The following is a 20,663-nucleotide window of genomic DNA, read 5'->3' on the forward strand; positions in this document are numbered from 1 at the left end:
TTAGCGGTCCACATCTGACATAACAAAATCGATACTACCCAGATGGACGATCAGGTCGGACACCAGGCTGCCACGTACTGCCACCGGGATCTGCTGCAGATGCGCATAGCTCGGGGTACGAATACGGGTACGATAACTCATGGTGCTGCCATCGCTGGTCAGGTAGTAACTGTTGATACCCTTCGTCGCCTCAATCATCTGGAAGGATTCGTTGGCCGGCATTACCGGGCCCCACGACACTTGCAGGAAGTGAGTAATCAGGGTTTCGATATGTTGCAGCGTGCGCTCTTTCGGCGGCGGCGTCGTCAGCGGGTGATCCGCTTTGAACGGGCCTTCCGGCATGTTGTTGAGGCACTGCTCAAGGATGCGCAAACTCTGGCGCAGCTCTTCGACTTTCAGCATCACGCGGGTGTAGCAGTCGGAAACCCCGCCGCCCACCGGCACTTCAAAGTCAAAGTTTTCATAGCCAGAGTAAGGGCGTGCTTTACGCACGTCGAAATCAATACCGGTCGCACGCAGCGCCGCGCCCGTACAGCCCCAGTCCAGCGCTTCTTTCTTGCCGTAAGCGGCCACGCCCTGCGAACGCCCTTTCAGAATGGTGTTTTGCAGTGCGGCTTTCTCGTAAGAAGCCAGACGCTTCGGCATCCAGTCAAGGAACTCACGCAGCAGTTTGTCCCAACCGCGCGGCAGATCGTGCGCCACGCCGCCGATACGGAACCATGCCGGGTGCATACGGTAGCCGGTGACCGCTTCCACGATGTCGTAGATTTTCTGGCGGTCGGTAAAGGCAAAGAAGACCGGCGTCATGGCGCCGACGTCCTGAATAAAGGTCGAGATATACAGCAGGTGGCTGTTAATGCGGAACAGTTCGGAGAGCATGACGCGGATAACGTTAACGCGATCCGGCACGGTAATGCCCGCCAGTTTTTCCACCGCCAGCACGTACGGCATCTCGTTCACGCAGCCGCCGAGGTATTCGATACGGTCGGTGTACGGAATATAACTGTGCCAGGACTGACGTTCGCCCATCTTTTCAGCCCCACGGTGGTGGTAGCCGATGTCAGGCACACAATCGACAATCTCTTCGCCATCGAGCTGAAGAACAATACGGAATGCACCGTGCGAAGACGGGTGGTTCGGGCCGAGGTTGAGGAACATGAAGTCCTCGTTTTCGGTACCGCGCGACATCCCCCACTCTTCCGGTTTGAAGGTCAGCGCTTCCATCTCCAGATCCTGCTTCGCTTTGGTCAGCTCAAACGGATCGAATTCGGTGGCGCGTGCCGGGTAGTCTTTACGCAGCGGATGCCCTTTCCAGGTTGGCGGCATCAACAGACGTGTCAGGTGCGGGTGTCCGTCAAATTCAATACCAAACATGTCCCAGGTTTCACGTTCATACCAGTTGGCATTCGGGAACACTTTGGTGAAAGTCGGCACGTGAAGATCGTTTTCAGACAAGGCCACCTTGAGCATGATATCGCGATTGCGTTCAATGGAAATCAGGTGGTAGAAAACGGAAAAATCCGCGGCGGGTAACCCTTCGCGGTGAGTACGCAGACGTTCGTCCATGCCGTGTAAGTCAAACAGCATGACGTAAGGTTTCGGCAATCTCTTTAAGAAATCGCCCACTTCCAGTAATTGTTCACGTTTGACCCAAACAACGGGTACCCCGGTGCGAGTCGCCTGAACGGTAAAGGCATCCGGCCCAAAACGGTTGCGCAGTTCGCCGATGACCGGGTCATCAAGGTGATCCCGGGTTTGCCATGCGGCTTCTTGCGCGGTTAAGTCGGTCATATTGTTCACCATTGCAAATGGTCCGTGGTGACTGTCGACAGAGCTTCGCTGAATTATGTAGTGATGGGCGAAGAAAATGCTGCTGCCGACAGGCGCAAATTAAATCTCGTCTGGTGTACGCAGATTCGTTACTGCAATGCGTTCGCCGCGTTTACGCTCGCGCTCTGACTGCATGTTGGCGCGATAAACGCCCTGATCGCCAACCACCCAGGAGAGCGGACGGCGTTCTTTACCAATGGAATCCTGCAACAGCATTAACGCCTGCATGTATGCTTCCGGACGCGGCGGGCAACCCGGGATGTAAACATCCACAGGGATAAATTTATCAACGCCCTGCACGACCGAATAAATATCGTACATACCGCCCGAGTTGGCACAAGCGCCCATGGAAATGACCCATTTCGGCTCAAGCATCTGATCATAGAGACGCTGAATGACCGGCGCCATTTTGGTAAAGCAGGTCCCCGCTACCACCATCAGGTCGGCCTGACGCGGTGAAGCACGCAGGACTTCCGCGCCAAAACGCGCCACGTCATGCACGGCGGTGAACGAGGTCACCATCTCAACGTAGCAGCAGGAAAGGCCGAAGTTATAAGGCCAGATTGAGTTTTTGCGACCCCAGTTAACCATGTCATGCAGTTTGCCCATGAACACGTTCTTGTTAACTTCCTGTTCCAGGGGGTCAGTTACGATCTCCTGTTTTTGCAGGGGGTAACGGTCGTTCTCACCGTTAGGATCTATGCGGGTGAGCGTATAATCCATCTTAATGCCTCGCGGTTAGCGTTGACGATTAGCGATACTGTTCGTTTCCGGGTTCATACGCTCGCGGCGTGAACGCGCGGGCGTCCAGTCCAGCGCGCCGATACGCACCAGATAAACCAGACCTGCCAGTAACACAAAAATAAAAATTGCAGCTTCCACAAAGCCTACCCAACCGCTTTCGCGGATAGAGGTCGACCATGCGAACAGATACAGCGCTTCAACGTCGAAGATAACGAAGAACATGGCTACCAGATAAAACTTGGCAGACAGGCGTAAGCGGGCGGTGCCGACCGAGTCGATACCTGATTCAAACGGGGTGTTTTTTGACCTCGCGCGTGCGCGACCGCCTAAAAACCAACCGCCGATAAGCATCAGGCAGCACAGGCCAATGGCAACAATAAGAAAGATAGCGAATGCCCAGTGATGAGCGATGACTTCAGTGGATGTTGACATACTCATTGCTTACTCATCAAAAGTAGCGCCAAATTCTCTGCTCTTTTCGGCAGATGAACGCCACATCGATTCATGGGGAGGAATAAAAAAAACCTTACAACCGCTGCAAAAAACGTTTTAGACAGCCAATTGATGGGGTTTTTTACTCCTTTCTATAACCTTTTGTCAACTTTAACAAAAGTTTCCTCACATTAATTTACATGATAACAACACCCTTAACATTTAATGCGCTTTAGCACTGTGTCGATCGATTCACAGCCTAAAAGAGAGTGTTGTTGAATCGTGTCCGTTGTGAAGTAAGTAGAAAAAAACGCGCCTATTTTGACAGGAATTGATCCAAAAGCCTTCCCCTAAAAGGGAGTATTTTCTTGATCTGTGACACGCTTTTGTTAATTCACCCTAAAAAACAGCAACAATTTTGCTTGTTTTTTAACATGGTTTCACCGAAGCGCGAATTTTGCTTCTTTTTTACGCGATTTCCAGGCGTGTCGTCTACTCGCTGATTTATGAGGATTTTTACTCTTCCTCACCTGTCTGTTAAGGATATTAGTACAAAAAAAGAGCCACTGGATATTTTTCAATCACCAGCGGCTCTTTTTTACACATGCATTTTTTAACGGCTTTTCTGTGGCCCGCTACTCATAGTCTCCTTCGACCAGCACGGAATCATCTCCCCCTTCAGGGGTAATCGGACTGTACTGCCACGGATTCTGCCAGGTATTCATTGCCTGATAAATGACCTGCGCCAGATCGTTTTTCGACGCCGGGTCACGGCAGAGCAGGTATTCGGTATCCGGCAACGGCGGTAATCCATCAACCGTCCCCAGCACGCGCAGGTCCGGGCTCATCATTTCTACCGGGCGCGCCGTTACGCCAAGCCCCGCCTTAACGGCCGCACGCACCGCCGGCAGCGTTGAGGCGACATAGGCCAGACGCCAGGGAATGTTCGCGGCATTTAACGTAGCAAGAACCACATCGCGGAACGGGCTGGGATCATCCAGCAACACCAGCGGGACCGGTTCCCCCTTTTGCAGCACATACTCCGCAGCGCAGTACCAGTGTGTCGGCGAGGTACGCAGCGTCAGGCTCTCAAATGATCCGGGACGGTTGGTGGTGACGATGAGATCCACCTCTTGCGATTTCAGCATGTCGAGCATAAAAGCATTTCGCTTCACCCTGACATCCAGCGCTAGTTTCGGATAAACCGAACTAATGCGATTCAGAAGGAATGGCAGGATCGTATCGGCGGATTCATCAGAAGCCCCGATAGTTAATACTCCCTGAAGGTTGCTGAACATCAATGATGAGCAGGCCTCATCATTAAAACGCAGAATTTTTCGGGCATACCCCAGAAGCTGAATGCCGTGTTCAGTCAACAGTTTGTTACGACCGTGACGGGCGAAGAGTTCTTTACCCACGAGCTGCTCAAGGCGCTGCATCTGTTGGCTCACCGCAGACTGAGTACGACACACTGCTGCAGCCGCGGCTGCAAATGTATTCAGATCGGCAACAGCAACAAATGTTCTCAGCAGATCGAGGTCGAGGTTAATTATCGGACGATTTGCATTTATCATAATTTTTCACTTACTGGCGGCTCATACTGAGCTTGTTAATGCTGTGCATACAAAATCAAGCAATTCCCTTTGTAATGCGCTTCCTTAGCAGAGTCACCCGCTGGCAGCAGGTGAAAGTAAATAGGTATATCATGGGACTGGCGAAACACTACCCTCTTTCTTACGTAATAATACCTTATGTGATCTCACAGGTTATTTCGTTAAGAACGGGCTGACCTATTAAAGCGTATGCAGATTTCGCCATTGTCTGGACGTAAAAAGTGTAAATGTAAAAAATGCTACCGGGCATAAATCAACGAAAAATAAGCATACATGGCAATAAGTTAGCCACAAAACCCTACCCTGGGTATTAACAAATCATGCGACGACAGGCCATTTGATCACGTGTATCTTAACCTAAAACCTTTTTATTTATAAGCTTTAATACGAATAATCTGATGCAAAGTTTTGTTATGTTTATCAAATCAACTTGCTATTATTCGTGCCTTACGTAAAGCCTTTTTAATTATTAAATAATAATTAATGAGATTCGAGGTCATTCATAAATCCTGCTTAACATTAGATTTACACCGCCGGGGTTCCCGTACATCCCGATAACACGTCCAGTGATTAATCTTTCACTATTTACGAATTATTAAATGACGTTAGAATTCCCCCCGAAATTTCACGAGCGCAGAACCTTTTTTGGACAATAGAATCAGCCATCTACCGGCAACAAAATAGGTATATTATGCTAAAATAAAACGATAAATTTATTTTTATCCCTATAATCACAGTAAAAACCAGTCAATAACAGCAAAACATTCCCTCACCATTCTGCAAAATCTTCTTCTGCAAAGCCTTCAAAACGCACCGCCGGGGGAGTACATTGTTTCAAACTGACTTCCACGGCAGGAAGTGGTGATAACAGCATAAAGGTCAAGGTTCATGTCCCCCATTGAGAAATCCAGCAAATTAGATAATGTCTGTTATGACATTCGCGGTCCGGTGCTGAAAGAAGCGAAACGCCTTGAAGAAGAAGGCAATAAAGTTCTGAAGCTGAATATTGGTAACCCCGCCCCCTTTGGCTTTGACGCCCCCGATGAAATTCTGGTAGACGTCATCCGCAATCTGCCTACTGCGCAGGGTTATTCCGATTCGAAAGGCCTTTATTCCGCACGTAAAGCCATCATGCAACATTACCAGGCGCGTGGCATGCGTGATGTCACCGTCGAAGATATCTACATCGGTAATGGCGTTTCGGAGTTGATTGTGCAGGCGATGCAGGCATTGCTGAACAGCGGGGACGAAATGCTGGTGCCTGCACCGGATTATCCGCTCTGGACGGCGGCCGTCGCGCTCTCCGGCGGTAATGCAGTGCATTATCTGTGTGATGAATCGTCCGACTGGTTCCCGGACCTTGATGATATCCGCGCCAAAATCACGCCGCGCACCCGCGGGATCGTCATCATTAACCCGAACAACCCGACCGGTGCCGTCTATTCCAAAGAACTGCTGATGGAGATCGTCGAGATCGCGCGGCAGAATGACCTCATCATCTTTGCCGATGAGATCTACGATAAGATTCTTTATGACGACGCTGAGCACCATTCCATCGCCGCGATGGCGCCGGATCTCCTGACCGTTACCTTTAACGGCCTGTCCAAAACCTATCGTGTGGCCGGATTCCGTCAGGGCTGGATGGTGCTCAACGGGCCGAAAAAGCATGCAAAAGGTTATATCGAAGGGCTGGAGATGCTGGCATCAATGCGTCTTTGCGCCAACGTACCAGCACAGCATGCTATTCAGACGGCGCTGGGCGGTTACCAGAGTATCAGTGAATTCATTATGCCCGGCGGTCGTCTCTATGAGCAGCGCAACCGCGCCTGGGAATTGATCAACGATATTCCGGGTGTCTCCTGCGTGAAGCCGCGCGGTGCGCTGTATATGTTCCCGAAAATTGACGCGAAACGCTTCAATATTCATGACGACCAGAAAATGGTGCTCGATTTTCTGCTACAGGAAAAGGTCCTGCTGGTTCAGGGGACGGCCTTTAACTGGCCGTGGCCGGATCACGTACGTATCGTGACCCTGCCCCGCATCGATGACATCGAAATGTCGCTGAGCAAATTTGCGCGTTTCCTGTCGGGCTATCACCAGCTTTAACCCAAATGCATTGCAGGACAAAAACACCTATGGGTTTTGTCCTGCAACATGAAGTATGACGAGTATTTGCATCCGGCAGCCTTCTCTGCGCACAATGACCTCCAGGTTGTCATCATGAAAAGGTCACTATGAAGCAGAGCCATTTTTTTGCCCACCTCTCCCGCCTCAAACTCATTAACCGTTGGCCTTTAATGCGCAATGTGCGCACAGAAAACGTCTCTGAGCACAGTCTTCAGGTTGCGATGGTGGCCCACGCGCTTGCCGCGATCAAAAACCGCAAGTTTGCCGGTCAGGTGAATGCCGAGCGTATTGCGCTGCTGGCGATGTATCACGATGCATCAGAAGTGCTCACCGGAGATCTGCCCACGCCGGTGAAATATTTCAATTCACAAATCGCCCAGGAATATAAAGCTATTGAGAAAATCGCTCAGCAGAAACTGGTGGATATGGTGCCCGATGAGCTGCGGGATATTTTTGCGCCGCTGATTGATGAACACGCCTATAGCGAGGAAGAGAAATCAATCGTGAAACAAGCCGATGCGCTGTGCGCGTATCTGAAATGTCTGGAAGAGTTGTCGGCGGGGAATAACGAATTTCTGCTGGCAAAGGCACGACTGGAGAAAACGCTGGCGTCGCGCCGGAGCCCGGAGATGGATTACTTTATGGACGTCTTCGTCCCCAGTTTCCATTTATCTCTGGATGAGATCAGCCAGGATTCGCCGCTTTAATCGATTTGCCGGATGGACGTCAACGCCATCCGGCAATTTGGTATTAAAACGGGAACAACATCGGGATCATCACCACGCAGACCGCCATGACAATAATCGTGAACGGGACGCCAAGCTTGATAAAATCGCTAAAGCTGTAATTCCCCGGCCCTAATACCAGCGTATTAACCGGCGATGAAACCGGCGTCATAAAGGCTGCCGAGGCCGCCATCGCGATGACCATCGCAAACGGATAGGGAGAAACCCCCATCGACTTCGCTGCCGCCAGCGCAATCGGCGCCATTAACACTGCCGTCGCGGTATTCGAGATAAACAGACCAATGGTCGCGCACAGCGCAAACAGACAGCCCAGCATCATATACGGACCATAGCCGCCGCCCACGTCCATCAATCCTTTCACGACCAGATCCACACCACCGGTTTTTTGCAGCGCCAGCGCAAAAGGCATCATGCCGACGATCAAAATGATGCTGGGCCAGTGGATCGCTTTGTAAGCACTTTCGGCGTCAATGCAGCGAAATTTCCCCATCAGCAAACAGGCAATAATCGCGGCGACAGGATTAGGAATTTCGTCAGTCAGCATCAGCGCGACCATTAGCACCAGACAGAAAATCGCGTGTGGGGCCTGGCTGTGCGCCGGGGAAGCCTCGCTCACCTCTTCCGGCAGGTTCAGCGCGACAAAATCTCTCCCCTGTTTCGCCAGCATACCGATCAACTTCCAGTTACCGACGACCAGGATGATATCCCCCATCAGCAACGGTTCATCGGCAAGTGAGCCTTCGATCGCCACGCCGTCGCGTTTCAGGCCGACCACGTTCAGTCCGTAACGGGTACGAAAACCAATTTCCCGCACCGATTTGCCAATCAACTCTGATTCGGGGATCAGCGAGATTTCCGCCATTCCCACATCCAGCGCCTGGTCAGAGAAATATTCACCACGCAGCACCATCGGTTCCAGCAACTGCTCGCTACAAAATTCTCGGAGATCAACATCGGCGGCGGACATATCAATCAACAAAACGTCACGGGCGCGAAACTCAGACACCCCGTTTACGTTCACAATCACCCGCCGAAAACGCCGCCAGCGTTCGACGCCGATCACGTTGGCACCATAGCGCTCACGCAGTTTGAGATCGTCGAGGCGCTGACCAATCATCGGCGAACCCGGACGAATCGCCAGTCGACGCGCCCGCCCGGTCAGGCGATACTCTTTGATCAGATCGCGAAAGGTGCGGCGTTTCCAGCTATCTCGCTGCTGTTGCGGATCGTCGCCTTTAAGCATAAAACGCATAAACAACATATAGATAATACCCAGCACCAGCACGACGAGGCCGATAGGCGTCACGCTAAAGAAGCTGAAACCGGCATAGCCTTCACGCAGCAATTCACTGTTGACGACCAGGTTTGGCGGGGTGGCCACCAGCGTCATCATGCCGCTGATAAGCCCGGCGAAACTCAGCGGCATCATCAGGCGCGACGGTGACGTTTGCATACGCATCGAGACGCTGAGTACCACGGGGATAAAGATAGCGACGACACCGGTTGAACTCATAAACGCGCCCAGTCCGGCAACCGTCAACATCAGCAGGACCAGCATTTTGATTTCGCTACTGCCCGCCATTTTCACAAGCCAGGTGCCCATAACGGTCGCCACACCGGTTCGGACCAGCCCGTCGCCGATAATAAACAGCGCGGCAATCAACACCACGTTAGGGTCGCTGAAGCCCGAGAAGGCTTCGGTAATGCTCAATGTTCCGCTCAGAACAAAAGCAACGATGACTAACAGAGCTACCGCGTCCATACGCACTCTGCCTGTCGCAAACAAAATCACAGCAATCGCCAACAGCGAGAGAACCCAGATCAATTCACCGTTCACAACCTATCCTTGTCAGATGAGAAGATGGAATGATTCTGCCATAAAAAAGCCCCGACTTGCCGGGGCTAAATCATGTTCAGGTATTTCTTAATACGACCACATCACCGTTCGGTTGTTTGGTCACCGTAAGTTGCTCCAGACTGGTCAGGGCGAAATCGACCTCATCCAGACGTGGCGTCTCCGCCGGAGCATTCACCGCAATGACATGGCAGCCAGCGGCCAGTCCCGAGAGCACGCCCGCAGGGGCATCTTCCACTACCACACATTCTTGCGGCGCTAAGCCCAGCAACTGCGCGCCGAGCAGATAAGCATCCGGCTCCGGCTTGCCGCGTTTAACCCGCTCAGCGGTAACAAACACCTCCGGAGCGGGTAAACCGGCCACCTGATGACGTGCGCGTGCGACCGGCATTGACCCGGAGGTCACTATCGCCCACGGGATCCCGGTCTTGTTCAGATGGTTGAGCAGTGCCACCGCACCGGGCAGCGCAGTGATACCCGCCGTTTCTGTCGCTTCTATTTGTTCCAGACGCGTAAATTCAGCAACGATCTCCGCCTCAGGCTTGCCCGCCATAAAATGACGTAAAGAGGTGATCGCCTGCTTACCATGAACAAAACTTAATACTTCGTCATGCGTCAACCCAAACCGATCGGCCCAGTCGCACCATGCACGTTCTACTGCGGGTAAAGAGTCAACCAGCGTTCCATCCAGGTCAAACAGAAAGCCTTTGCACCGCACGTTCACCCCCTCAGGCATTGATGATTTGGTTAATTTCGTTGGCGCTCAAATGATACTGGCGCGGGCAGGCATGCCACACACTTAGCATCCGCTGATATTTTTCCCACATTGGGGTCTGCGCATTGAAGCCGTGCGTGCCGGCATCAAAATGGGTGTAGCGCCCTTCCACATTCACCATAAAGCGAACATAGCCGAGGTAGCGCGCTTCCGTTGCGGCATCAAAACCCAGGAAGGTCACACGACGCTCATCAATACTTTGCGCATCTTTCAGATTGGCCCAGGAGACGTGCAGCGCGTGATACATCTCCATAATGTCGATAACCGTACGGCAGGTTTCCTCTTTCAGCTCGCCAAATTCCCGATCCAGCTCACGCATTTGCAGGCCGTAACCGCGTTCAATAATCGTCTGCAGACGGCGATAACGCTCGGCGTTGGTCGGGTCGAGCATCGTCATCATTTTGTATTGGTTCGACAAAATAAGACGTTGAGCGTTAGTCATTTCCATTTGGGACTCCTGTATCACTCTACAACGGTGAAAAAAAAGAAGGCATCACTATGCCTTCTTTTATATGCGTAATCAGGGGTCAATTACAAATCATCAAGAAAAGTTTTATCGAGTTGTTTGAAGGCACGCTTAAGCGTGTCAGCAAGCGCCTGGTAATCCGGCTTCCCTTCAACCGGGGAGAGCGCTTGCCCGGCTTCCTGTAATTTGCCTCTGACTTCATAGAACCAGTTCAGGATAGAAGGCGGCAGCGGCGTGACGGAACGTTTCCCTAACCACCACAGCCCCTGCATCGGCAGGCTGAGCGCGAACAACGCGGTGGCGACGGCAGGCCCTAACTGGCCACCCAGCGCTATCTGCCAGCACAGGGTAAAGATAGCGATCGGTGGCATAAAGCGGATCGCGTAACGTGTCATCCGAATCACGCGGTTCTCAACAAAGACGGGTGCAAGGCGCTTTTCCATTGGCCACGTCTTTGAGTAATGTTGCCCCCGACGAAAAAGGCTAAAAAAATTTACGGAGCGATGATCCGGCGTCGACATGGCTTACCTCAACTTCACATATAAAAATTCAAATATTTGTGCAAAACAACAACTATGCGGGACAACGTTCAAAACATTTTGTCATTGATACCCACTATCGGGTATCCTGTAGCGGCCTGTAAAAGGCCTGTAGTCCAAAATCATTGAGTCGTCAAATTTACATATAGTATGCCATTGGCTGAAAAATACGCAAAATGGCATAGACTCAAAGGTATTTCTTCCATCATGTCAAAAAAGACAACAGGCATGATGTTAATCATAAATGTCAGCGTCACACTGCGCTACGCTTTATGGCTCCCTGACGTTTTTTAGCCACGTATCAATAATAGGTACTTCCATGTCGAGTAAGTTAGTACTGGTTCTGAACTGCGGTAGCTCCTCACTGAAATTTGCAATCATCGATGCAGTTAATGGTGAAGAGTACCTTTCTGGTTTAGCCGAATGTTTCCATCTCCCTGAAGCACGTATCAAATGGAAAATGGACGGCGGTAAACAAGAAGCGGCTTTAGGTGCAGGCGCCGCTCACAGTGAAGCGCTGAACTTTATCGTTAATACTATTCTGGCACAAAAACCAGAACTGTCTGCGCAGTTGACTGCAATCGGTCACCGTATCGTACACGGCGGCGAGAAGTATACCAGCTCCGTGGTTATCGATGACTCTGTTATTCAGGGCATCAAAGATTCTGCCTCTTTCGCACCGCTGCACAACCCGGCACACCTGATCGGGATCGCAGAAGCGCTGAAATCCTTCCCACAGTTGAAAGACAAAAACGTGGCTGTGTTCGACACCGCGTTCCACCAGACTATGCCGGAAGAGTCTTACCTCTATGCCCTGCCGTACAGCCTGTACAAAGAACACGGTGTTCGTCGTTATGGCGCGCACGGGACCAGCCACTTCTTCGTGACGCAGGAAGCGGCAAAAATGCTGAACAAACCGGTAGAAGAGCTGAACATCATCACTTGCCACCTGGGCAACGGGGGTTCTGTTTCTGCTATCCGTAACGGTAAATGTGTTGATACGTCTATGGGTCTGACCCCGCTGGAAGGTCTGGTGATGGGTACCCGTTCTGGTGACATCGACCCGGCGATCATTTTCCATCTGCACGACACGCTGGGCATGAGCGTTGATCAGATCAACAAAATGCTGACCAAAGAATCCGGCCTGCTGGGTCTGACTGAAGTCACCAGCGACTGCCGTTATGTTGAAGACAACTACGCCACCAAAGAAGACGCAAAACGTGCAATGGATGTCTACTGCCACCGTCTGGCGAAGTACATCGGTTCCTACACAGCGCTGATGGATGGTCGTCTGGACGCAGTTGTCTTCACCGGCGGTATCGGTGAGAACGCGGCCATGGTTCGCGAGCTGTCCCTGGGTAAACTGGGCGTACTGGGCTTTGAAGTTGATCACGAACGTAACCTGGCGGCGCGTTTCGGCAAATCCGGTTTCATCAACAAGGAAGGTACCCGTCCTGCGGTGGTGATCCCAACCAACGAAGAACTGGTTATCGCGCAAGACGCGAGCCGTCTGACTGCCTGATATCACACCGCCAGCTACGCTGGCGGTGCTGTTTTGTAACCCGCCCAACGGGCGGTAACGAAAGAGGATAAACCGTGTCCCGTATTATTATGCTGATCCCTACCGGAACCAGCGTCGGCCTGACCAGCGTCAGCCTCGGCGTCATCCGCGCTATGGAACGCAAAGGCGTTCGTCTGAGTGTCTTTAAACCCATCGCCCAGCCGCGCGCTGGTGGCGATGCGCCAGACCAGACCACTGCTATCGTGCGTGCCAACTCTTCTGTCACTGCGGCTGAACCGCTGAAGATGAGCCACGTTGAATCTCTGCTCTCCAGCAATCAGAAAGATGTGCTGATGGAAGAGATTATCGCGAACTACCACGCGAACACCAAAGACGCTGAAGTGGTGCTGGTTGAAGGCCTGGTCCCAACCCGTAAACACCAGTTCGCGCAGTCTCTGAACTACGAAATCGCGAAAACGCTGAATGCGGAAATCGTCTTCGTGATGTCTCAGGGCACCGATACGCCGGAACAACTGAACGAGCGTATTGAACTGACTCGCAGCAGCTTCGGCGGCGCGAAAAATACCAACATCACCGGCGTTATCGTTAACAAACTGAACGCTCCGGTTGATGATCAAGGCCGTACTCGCCCGGATCTGTCTGAAATTTTCGACGACTCTTCCAAAGCACAGATCGTAAAAGTCGACCCGGCTCAGCTTAGCGCCAGCAGCCCGCTGCCGGTTCTGGGCGCGGTGCCGTGGAGTTTTGATCTGATCGCGACCCGTGCTATCGACATGGCGCGTCACCTGAACGCCACTATTGTCAACGAAGGCGATATCAACACCCGTCGCGTGAAGTCCGTGACCTTCTGCGCACGTAGCATTCCGCACATGCTGGAACATTTCCGCGCCGGTTCCCTGCTGGTGACCTCCGCTGACCGTCCGGACGTGCTGGTTGCCGCCTGCCTGGCCGCGATGAACGGCGTAGAAATCGGCGCCCTGCTGCTGACCGGCGGCTATGAAATGGACGCGCGCATCTCTAAACTGTGCGAACGTGCTTTCGCAACCGGCCTGCCGGTGTTCATGGTGAATACCAACACCTGGCAGACCTCTCTGAGCCTGCAGAGCTTCAACCTGGAAGTACCGGTTGACGATCACGAGCGTATCGAGAAAGTTCAGGAATACGTGGCAAACTATATCAACGCTGACTGGATCGAGTCTCTGACCGCCACCTCTGAGCGCAGCCGTCGTCTGTCTCCTCCGGCATTCCGCTACCAGCTGACCGAGCTGGCGCGTAAAGCGGGCAAACGCGTTGTTCTGCCAGAAGGCGACGAACCGCGTACCGTTAAAGCGGCGGCTATCTGTGCAGAGCGCGGCATCGCGACCTGCGTGCTGCTGGGTAACCCGGACGAGATCACCCGCGTTGCGGCATCTCAGGGCGTTGAGCTGGGCGCTGGCATCGAAATCGTTGATCCGGAAGTGGTTCGCGAAAGCTACGTTGCCCGTCTGGTTGAACTGCGTAAGAGCAAAGGCATGACCGAAACCGTTGCCCGCGAACAGCTGGAAGACAACGTGGTTCTCGGTACTCTGATGCTGGAACAAGACGAAGTTGACGGTCTGGTGTCCGGTGCGGTTCACACCACCGCCAATACCATTCGTCCGCCGTTGCAGCTTATCAAAACTGCGCCGGGCAGTTCACTGGTGTCCTCCGTCTTCTTCATGCTGCTGCCGGAACAGGTTTACGTTTACGGCGACTGCGCGATTAACCCGGATCCGACAGCAGAACAGCTGGCTGAGATTGCTATCCAGTCTGCCGATTCGGCAATCGCCTTCGGTATCGAACCGCGCGTGGCGATGCTCTCTTACTCCACCGGTACCTCTGGTGCAGGTAGCGACGTAGAGAAAGTGCGTGAAGCAACCCGTCTGGCGCAGGAAAAACGTCCTGACCTGATGATCGACGGTCCGCTGCAGTACGATGCCGCCGTGATGGCTGACGTGGCAAAATCCAAAGCGCCGAACTCTCCGGTTGCGGGTCGCGCTACCGTGTTCATCTTCCCGGATCTGAACACCGGTAACACCACCTACAAAGCGGTACAGCGTTCTGCCGACCTGATCTCCATCGGGCCGATGCTGCAGGGTATGCGCAAGCCGGTGAACGACCTGTCCCGTGGCGCGCTGGTTGACGATATCGTCTACACCATCGCTCTGACCGCGATTCAGTCTTCACAGCAGCAGTAAAGTCTCTTCACTGGGCCCGGACGGGCCTGGTTTAAAGCCGGAAATCCCAATGATTTCCGGCTTTTTTATTGCCTCTATTCAGTAATGCAGGATCGGTTTTATTTGCTTAACTGCGCTGCATCAATGAATAACCATTCGCCTGTTTGCATACTTAGCCTCTTTGCTTTGCAACAGGGATAGTCCTTCATGTCTGCAGTAACCGAAACACAGCCAGCCAAAAAATGGGCCATGCCCGATACGCTGGTGATTATTTTCTTTGTCGCTATTTTAACCAGCTTTGCGACCTGGGTCGTCCCCGTCGGGATGTTCGACAGCCAGGAAGTGCAGTACCAGGTGGATGGTCAGACAAAAACCCGTAAAGTGGTCGACCCTCACTCTTTTCGCATTCTCACCAATGACGCGGGTGAAGCGCAGTATCATCCGGTTAAATTCTTCACTACCGGCGATGAAAGTCCGGGCCTGATGAACTTCCCGTTTGAAGGACTGACCTCCGGTTCTAAATTTGGTACCGCCGTCGGTATCATCATGTTTATGCTGGTGATTGGCGGCGCGTTTGGCATCGTTATGCGTACGGGAACCATTGATAACGGCATCCTGGCGCTGATCCGGCATACCAAAGGCAACGAGGTTCTGTTCATCCCGGTGCTGTTTATTCTCTTCTCGCTGGGCGGTGCGGTCTTCGGGATGGGAGAAGAGGCGGTCGCCTTTGCCATTATCATCGCGCCGCTGATGGTGCGACTGGGTTATGACAGCATTACCACTGTCCTTGTCACCTACATTGCAACGCAAATTGGCTTTGCCAGTTCGTGGATGAACCCTTTTTGCGTGGTGGTGGCGCAGGGCATTGCTGGCGTACCGGTTCTTTCCGGGTCCGGCCTGCGTATTGTGGTATGGGTTATTTCTACCCTGATTGGGCTGACCTTCACTCTGGCTTATGCCTCGCGGGTGAAAAAGAATCCGCTGTTATCCCGCGTGCATGAATCGGATCGTTTTTTTCGTGAACAACAGGATGAGGTCGTCGAACGTCGCTTTACGATCGGCGACTGGCTGGTGCTGCTGGTGCTGACCGGCGTGATGATCTGGGTGGTCTGGGGCGTTATCGTCAACGCGTGGTTCATTCCTGAAATAGCCAGCCAGTTCTTCACCATGGGCCTGGTGATTGGCATTATTGGCGTGGTTTTCCGGCTGAACGGCATGACGGTCAATATTATGGCGTCTTCGTTCACTGAAGGCGCACGCATGATGATTGCTCCCGCCCTGTTGGTGGGGTTTGCCAAAGGAATTTTATTGCTGGTCGGTAACGGTGAAGCGGGTGATGCCAGTGTACTGAATACACTGCTGCACAGCATTGCCAACGGCATCAGCGGTCTGGACAATGCCGTTGCTGCGTGGTTTATGCTGCTTTTCCAGGCCGTGTTTAACTTCTTTGTCACCTCCGGCTCAGGCCAGGCGGCACTGACCATGCCGCTGCTGGCACCGCTTGGCGATCTGGTCGGCGTTAACCGTCAGGTGACCGTGCTGGCCTTCCAGTTTGGCGATGGCTTCAGCCATATCATCTACCCGACCTCCGCGTCCTTAATGGCGACGTTAGGCGTCTGTCGGGTCGACTTCCGTAACTGGCTGAAAGTGGGCGCGACGCTGCTGGGCCTGCTGTTCATTATGTCCAGCGTGGTGGTGATTGGCGCACAAATAATGGGTTATCACTAAAAACCAAAAGGAGCCGCTTGCGGCTCCTTTTTACTGTTGAGTTCAGAAAGAACGTTACTCCGCCTCTTCCTGCTTCTCTTGCTGCGCCTCAGTTCGGGCGGCGTCGTTTTTAGCGTTACGGGTCATCCACAGCGCCAGCGCTTTTAGCGAGTCGGGCGTAAATTCGTCACAGCGGGCGGTAATTTCTTCTGGCGTCAGCCAGCACACTTCACTGACCTCTTCTTCCTGCAAGGCGAACGGGCCGTGTGAGACACAACTGAACAGCGCCCCCCAGACACGACAGTTCTTATCTTCAAAGTAGAACTGACCGTGTTCGGCAAACGGCACTCCGGCAATGCCTAACTCTTCTTCCGCTTCACGACGGGCAGACTCCAGCAGTTGTTCGTCGGCCTGCACAACGCCACCCGCAGTGGCATCTAACATTCCAGGTAAAAAGTCTTTTGTCTCGGTACGACGCTGCACCAGAATTTTGCCCATTCCGTCATGCACGACGATGTAGGTTGCGCGATGACGCAGGCACTGCGCTCGCATCTGTTCCCGGCTGGATTGTGCAATGACTTCGTTGTCTTCATTCACAATATCCACCCATTCCGTACTTGCCAAACGACGCTGTTCCACCATCAGGAAACCTTCTTTTTCTGGCGCTCTTACGGCGCATTTACATATGTGGGGGTAAATTACGAATTAATCGCGATCTGCGCAATGATACTTTGATCATTGAGTGCGATAACACTTAAAACATTATCGTCCAGCAGGCCATAACTTGCCTGGTAGCCACCTTTTGGAATACTCACTGAACCCGGGTTGAAGTGATAAATCTCGCCCCTTTTTTCTGCCACCGGCAGATGCGTATGCCCGTACACCAGGACGTCACTGGCACGCAGAACCGGCGGGTTATCTGGTCCAAAGAGATGGCCGTGAGTCAGAAATAGCCGCTGATTATCCAGTAGCACCTGCTGCCAGGGCGCAGTCACTGGAAACTGCAGCAACATCTGATCCACTTCGCTATCGCAGTTTCCCCGTACCGCAATAATCTGCGCCGCCAGCTCATTGAGCCTCTCTGCCACCTGAGCAGGCGCGTAGCCTTCGGGTAAGGCGTTTCGCGGCCCATGGTTAAGTACATCGCCCAGTATCACCAGCCACTGCGCACCGCTTTGGGAAAACAAGGTCAGCACGCGTTCTGTAGCAGGCAAGGACCCGTGAATGTCGGATGCAAACATCAGTTTCATCACATACTCCGTGTCAGCAAAAACCGCATTATGATACTGGATTATAGAGGTTTAATCAGCCTGAACGCTTCGCGGAAAGCGCAATATAACGCTGGACAGATGCGCGTTGCCACTGAAATGCTGCATATTCCGCCAGTCGCTCCGGGACCTCGTCGCCATTGAGAACCAGACGGTTAATCATCAGGGCTAAATCGGTATCGGCCAGACACCATTCTCCGAACAGATTCGGTAGGTCATGTGCCAGCAGATTCCCTGCTGTAGCGAACAGTTTTTCTGCACTGACTTTCCCCGCGTCACTGAGCGGCCCTTTTTTTACCCCACCAAAAACGACATCCGTTGGACGCTCTTCACGAATGGGCATTAAATCACTGCGCAACCAGGCCTGTATCTGCCGCGCACGGGCGCGTTTTTGTAGATCGTGAGGATAGATGCGCTCCCAGGTGGGCGGCGCAAAACGGTCTTCCAGATATTCGGCAATGGCGGAAGACTCGCTCAGCTCAAAGTCATCGATTTCCAGCAATGGCACCCGACGCGTCAGCGCATAGCCCTGCCAGCCTGGTTGTAGATGTTCGCCGCTGTCCAGGTCAATGGTTTTCAGGCTAAACGGCAGCCCCTTTTCCTGTAAAGCGACATACGCGGAGAGTACATAAGGTGAGAAATAATTCGCGTCTGACCAAAGCGTGATGTTGGGTTTACTCATAGCATCCTCGTCATTATTAGGCTTTTCTCCCAACATAGAGGGTCTTTCGCTCGCTGTCACCTGATGAAAACTCACACAGCACGACAGGCTTTCTATACTTGTGGTTGGCTTATCCGATAAACACGTTGTGGAGCTGAAATGATCGACCTCTATTACGCCCCGACCCCCAATGGGCACAAGATTACGATCTTCCTTGAGGAAGCTGCGCTGGACTACCGATTAATTAAGGTGGATATCAGTAAGGGTAACCAGTTTCGCCCCGATTTTCTGGTCATTTCGCCCAACAATAAAATTCCCGCTATTGTCGATCATGCCCCGGTCGATGGCGGCGCACCGCTTAGTCTGTTTGAATCGGGTGAAATTTTGCTGTATCTGGCGGAAAAAAGCGGCCTGTTGCTGAGCCGCGAATTACGTGAGCGGCATACCACGCTGCAATGGTTGTTCTGGCAGGTAGGAGGACTGGGGCCAATGCTTGGTCAGAACCACCATTTCAACCATTTTGCTCCGCAGGCCATTCCCTACGCTATTGAGCGCTACCAGGTAGAAACGCAGCGGCTGTATAACGTCCTCAATAAACGGCTGGAAACGTCGCCGTGGCTGGCTGGAGAACATTACAGCATTGCCGATATTGCCTGCTGGCCATGGGTAAATGCCTGGCAGCGTCAGCGTGTCGACCTTGACATGTTCCCTGCCGTAAAAAACTGGTTTGACCGCATTCGCCGTCGGCCCGCCACGGAACGCGCGATGTTGCAGGCGCATCAGGATCCTGCGCGTGCAAAAGGATAACATGGCGGGTTCTCGTGTATCATGCGAGAGTTCATACATGGAGGAGACCTGCAATGTCACATCAAGACGCGATAATTCGTATAAAAAACCTTCGCTTACGCACGTTCATCGGCATCAAAGAGGAAGAGATCAACAATCGACAGGATATTGTCATCAATGTGGCAATTCACTACCCGGCAGACAAAGCCCGCGTGAGTGAAGACATCAATGATGCGTTGAATTACCGCACGATCACTAAAAATATCATCCTGCACGTTGAGAACAACCGCTTCGCATTGTTAGAAAAATTAACTCAGGATGTGCTCGATATCGCACGCGAACACCACTGGGTCACTTATGCTGAAGTGGAAGTCGACAAACTACACGCGTTGCGTTATGCCGATTCCGTCTCCATGACGTTGAGCTGGCAGCGCTAACCGCCATCACGGGAGGCTGCATGAAGATACTGGTAACCGGAGGGACTGGCCTTATCGGAGGGCACCTGGTTCCGCGCCTGCAGGAACTGGGTCATGAGGTGACTGTACTGACTCGCCGCCCCGATGATGCCCGGAAAAAATTCAATAACCGGATCACCGTGTGGAGCACACTGGAAGATAAGCACAACCTCGACGGTATTGATGCGGTGATTAACCTGGCCGGTGAACCCATCGCAGACAAGCGCTGGACGACAGAGCAAAAAGATCGCCTTTGTCAGAGTCGCTGGCGCATCACCCAGAAACTGGCGGATCTGATTAACGCCGGTGAAACGCCGCCATCGGTCTTTATTTCAGGTTCTGCGACCGGTTATTACGGCGATCTGGGCGAAGTGGTCGTCACCGAGGAAGAGCCGCCGCATAACGAATTTACGCATAAACTTTGCGCACGCTGGGAGCAAATTGCCTGCGAGGCGCAAAGCGACAAAACGCGGGTTTGCCTGCTGCGTACCGGTGTAGTACTGGCACCAAAGGGCGGCATCCTCGGCAAAATGATCCCGCCGTTTCGTCTGGGTCTTGGCGGCCCTGGCGGTAATGGCCGCCAGTATCTGGCCTGGATCCACATTGATGATATGGTCAATGCGATTCTCTGGCTGCTGGATAACGACCTGCGCGGACCGTTCAACATGGTCTCGCCCTATCCGGTACGCAATGAACAGTTTGCTCATGCGCTGGGACATGCCCTGCAACGGCCAGCTATTCTTCGCGTACCCGCAACCGTGATTCGCCTGCTGATGGGGGAATCATCGGTGCTGGTGCTGGGTGGGCAGCGCGCCTTGCCAAAACGGCTGGAAGCCGCCGGATTTCCTTTCCGTTGGTATGACCTGGAAGAAGCGCTGGCGGATGTCGTTCGCTAACGTCTTCCCTGTTCACCCCCGCCATTCCGGTGGTAAGGTAGTCTCA

Annotated in this window: 19 protein-coding genes; 8 read left to right on the forward strand and 11 right to left on the reverse strand. The window is 52.8% G+C overall.

Annotation, left to right across the window (positions count from 1 at the left end; all coding sequences use genetic code 11):
• From nuoC to lrhA, 4 genes are all read right to left on the reverse strand, one after another.
• On the reverse strand, positions 1-1,803 hold the full coding sequence (gene nuoC / locus QNN88_RS04260; RefSeq protein WP_414239099.1) for an NADH-quinone oxidoreductase subunit C/D: 1,803 nt from the start codon (positions 1,801-1,803) through the stop codon (positions 1-3).
• Positions 1,804-1,890: 87 nt separating this feature from the next.
• Positions 1,891-2,553, reverse strand: coding sequence for an NADH-quinone oxidoreductase subunit NuoB (gene nuoB / locus QNN88_RS04265; RefSeq protein WP_003028075.1), 663 nt, complete (start codon positions 2,551-2,553; stop codon positions 1,891-1,893).
• 15 nt (positions 2,554-2,568) lie between these two features.
• Positions 2,569-3,012, reverse strand: a complete 444-nt coding sequence (gene nuoA / locus QNN88_RS04270; RefSeq protein ID WP_042317806.1) for an NADH-quinone oxidoreductase subunit NuoA — start codon at positions 3,010-3,012, stop codon at positions 2,569-2,571.
• A gap of 629 nt (positions 3,013-3,641) precedes the next feature.
• Positions 3,642-4,580, reverse strand: coding sequence for a transcriptional regulator LrhA (lrhA, locus tag QNN88_RS04275; RefSeq protein WP_414239100.1), 939 nt, complete (start codon positions 4,578-4,580; stop codon positions 3,642-3,644).
• 927 nt (positions 4,581-5,507) lie between these two features.
• On the opposite strand from lrhA, the gene alaA reads away from it, so the two are divergent.
• Positions 5,508-6,725: an alanine transaminase AlaA gene (gene alaA, locus QNN88_RS04280; RefSeq protein ID WP_043000016.1), complete on the forward strand. Its 1,218-nt coding sequence runs from the start codon at positions 5,508-5,510 to the stop codon at positions 6,723-6,725.
• Between the two features lie 128 nt (positions 6,726-6,853).
• Entirely contained in the window at positions 6,854-7,453 is a 600-nt protein-coding gene (gene yfbR / locus QNN88_RS04285; RefSeq protein WP_414239101.1) for a 5'-deoxynucleotidase, read from the forward strand.
• Between the two features lie 43 nt (positions 7,454-7,496).
• On the opposite strand, the gene QNN88_RS04290 is transcribed toward yfbR, so the two are convergent.
• The 4 genes from QNN88_RS04290 to yfbV form a co-directional block, all read right to left on the reverse strand.
• A complete protein-coding gene (locus tag QNN88_RS04290; RefSeq protein WP_414239102.1) occupies positions 7,497-9,329 on the reverse strand; it encodes an SLC13 family permease in 1,833 nt (610 codons plus the stop codon).
• A 76-nt stretch (positions 9,330-9,405) separates the two neighbouring features.
• The gene (locus tag QNN88_RS04295; protein WP_414239103.1) at positions 9,406-10,083 is read right to left on the reverse strand and encodes a sugar phosphatase; all 678 of its coding nucleotides are present in this window, start codon (positions 10,081-10,083) and stop codon (positions 9,406-9,408) included.
• Positions 10,076-10,570, reverse strand: a complete 495-nt coding sequence (locus tag QNN88_RS04300; RefSeq protein ID WP_336219413.1) for a YfbU family protein — start codon at positions 10,568-10,570, stop codon at positions 10,076-10,078. The genes QNN88_RS04295 and QNN88_RS04300 overlap by 8 nt, the downstream gene beginning before the upstream one ends.
• Before the next feature lie 83 nt (positions 10,571-10,653).
• On the reverse strand, positions 10,654-11,109 hold the full coding sequence (yfbV, locus tag QNN88_RS04305; RefSeq protein ID WP_042317796.1) for a terminus macrodomain insulation protein YfbV: 456 nt from the start codon (positions 11,107-11,109) through the stop codon (positions 10,654-10,656).
• 337 nt (positions 11,110-11,446) lie between these two features.
• Here yfbV and ackA point away from each other — a divergent pair, with 337 nt between their 5' ends.
• The 3 genes from ackA to yfcC all read left to right on the forward strand — a co-directional run bounded on the left by ackA (position 11,447) and on the right by yfcC (position 16,572).
• Complete coding sequence (gene ackA, locus QNN88_RS04310; protein WP_414239104.1) at positions 11,447-12,649, forward strand: acetate kinase; 1,203 nt, start codon at positions 11,447-11,449, stop codon at positions 12,647-12,649.
• Positions 12,650-12,723: 74 nt separating this feature from the next.
• Positions 12,724-14,865 carry a phosphate acetyltransferase gene (gene pta / locus QNN88_RS04315; RefSeq protein WP_414239105.1) on the forward strand — a complete coding sequence of 714 codons (2,142 nt, stop codon included), beginning with the start codon at positions 12,724-12,726 and terminating at the stop codon, positions 14,863-14,865.
• Positions 14,866-15,051: 186 nt separating this feature from the next.
• Positions 15,052-16,572, forward strand: coding sequence for a putative basic amino acid antiporter YfcC (gene yfcC, locus QNN88_RS04320; protein WP_414239106.1), 1,521 nt, complete (start codon positions 15,052-15,054; stop codon positions 16,570-16,572).
• Between the two features lie 54 nt (positions 16,573-16,626).
• Here yfcC and yfcD read toward each other — a convergent pair whose 3' ends face one another.
• Genes yfcD through yfcF form a run of 3 tightly spaced genes read right to left on the reverse strand, consistent with a single transcriptional unit; the run spans position 16,627 to position 18,501 of the window.
• A complete protein-coding gene (gene yfcD, locus QNN88_RS04325) occupies positions 16,627-17,193 on the reverse strand; it encodes an NUDIX hydrolase YfcD (protein WP_414239107.1) in 567 nt (188 codons plus the stop codon).
• A 56-nt stretch (positions 17,194-17,249) separates the two neighbouring features.
• Complete coding sequence (gene yfcE / locus QNN88_RS04330; protein WP_414239108.1) at positions 17,250-17,801, reverse strand: phosphodiesterase; 552 nt, start codon at positions 17,799-17,801, stop codon at positions 17,250-17,252.
• 55 nt (positions 17,802-17,856) lie between these two features.
• Entirely contained in the window at positions 17,857-18,501 is a 645-nt protein-coding gene (gene yfcF / locus QNN88_RS04335) for a glutathione transferase (RefSeq protein WP_414239109.1), read from the reverse strand.
• 138 nt (positions 18,502-18,639) lie between these two features.
• Here yfcF and yfcG point away from each other — a divergent pair, with 138 nt between their 5' ends.
• The 3 genes from yfcG to QNN88_RS04350 are packed head-to-tail and all read left to right on the forward strand — an operon-like array spanning position 18,640 to position 20,617.
• On the forward strand, positions 18,640-19,287 hold the full coding sequence (yfcG, locus tag QNN88_RS04340; RefSeq protein ID WP_414239110.1) for a GSH-dependent disulfide bond oxidoreductase: 648 nt from the start codon (positions 18,640-18,642) through the stop codon (positions 19,285-19,287).
• A gap of 53 nt (positions 19,288-19,340) precedes the next feature.
• Positions 19,341-19,703: a dihydroneopterin triphosphate 2'-epimerase gene (gene folX / locus QNN88_RS04345; protein ID WP_414239111.1), complete on the forward strand. Its 363-nt coding sequence runs from the start codon at positions 19,341-19,343 to the stop codon at positions 19,701-19,703.
• A gap of 20 nt (positions 19,704-19,723) precedes the next feature.
• On the forward strand, positions 19,724-20,617 hold the full coding sequence (locus QNN88_RS04350) for a TIGR01777 family oxidoreductase (RefSeq protein ID WP_414239112.1): 894 nt from the start codon (positions 19,724-19,726) through the stop codon (positions 20,615-20,617).
• The last annotated feature ends 46 nt before the right edge of the window (positions 20,618-20,663 follow it).

The organism is Citrobacter sp. ANG330, from assembly GCF_047467925.1.
Classification (GTDB): domain Bacteria; phylum Pseudomonadota; class Gammaproteobacteria; order Enterobacterales; family Enterobacteriaceae; genus Citrobacter_A; species Citrobacter_A amalonaticus_G.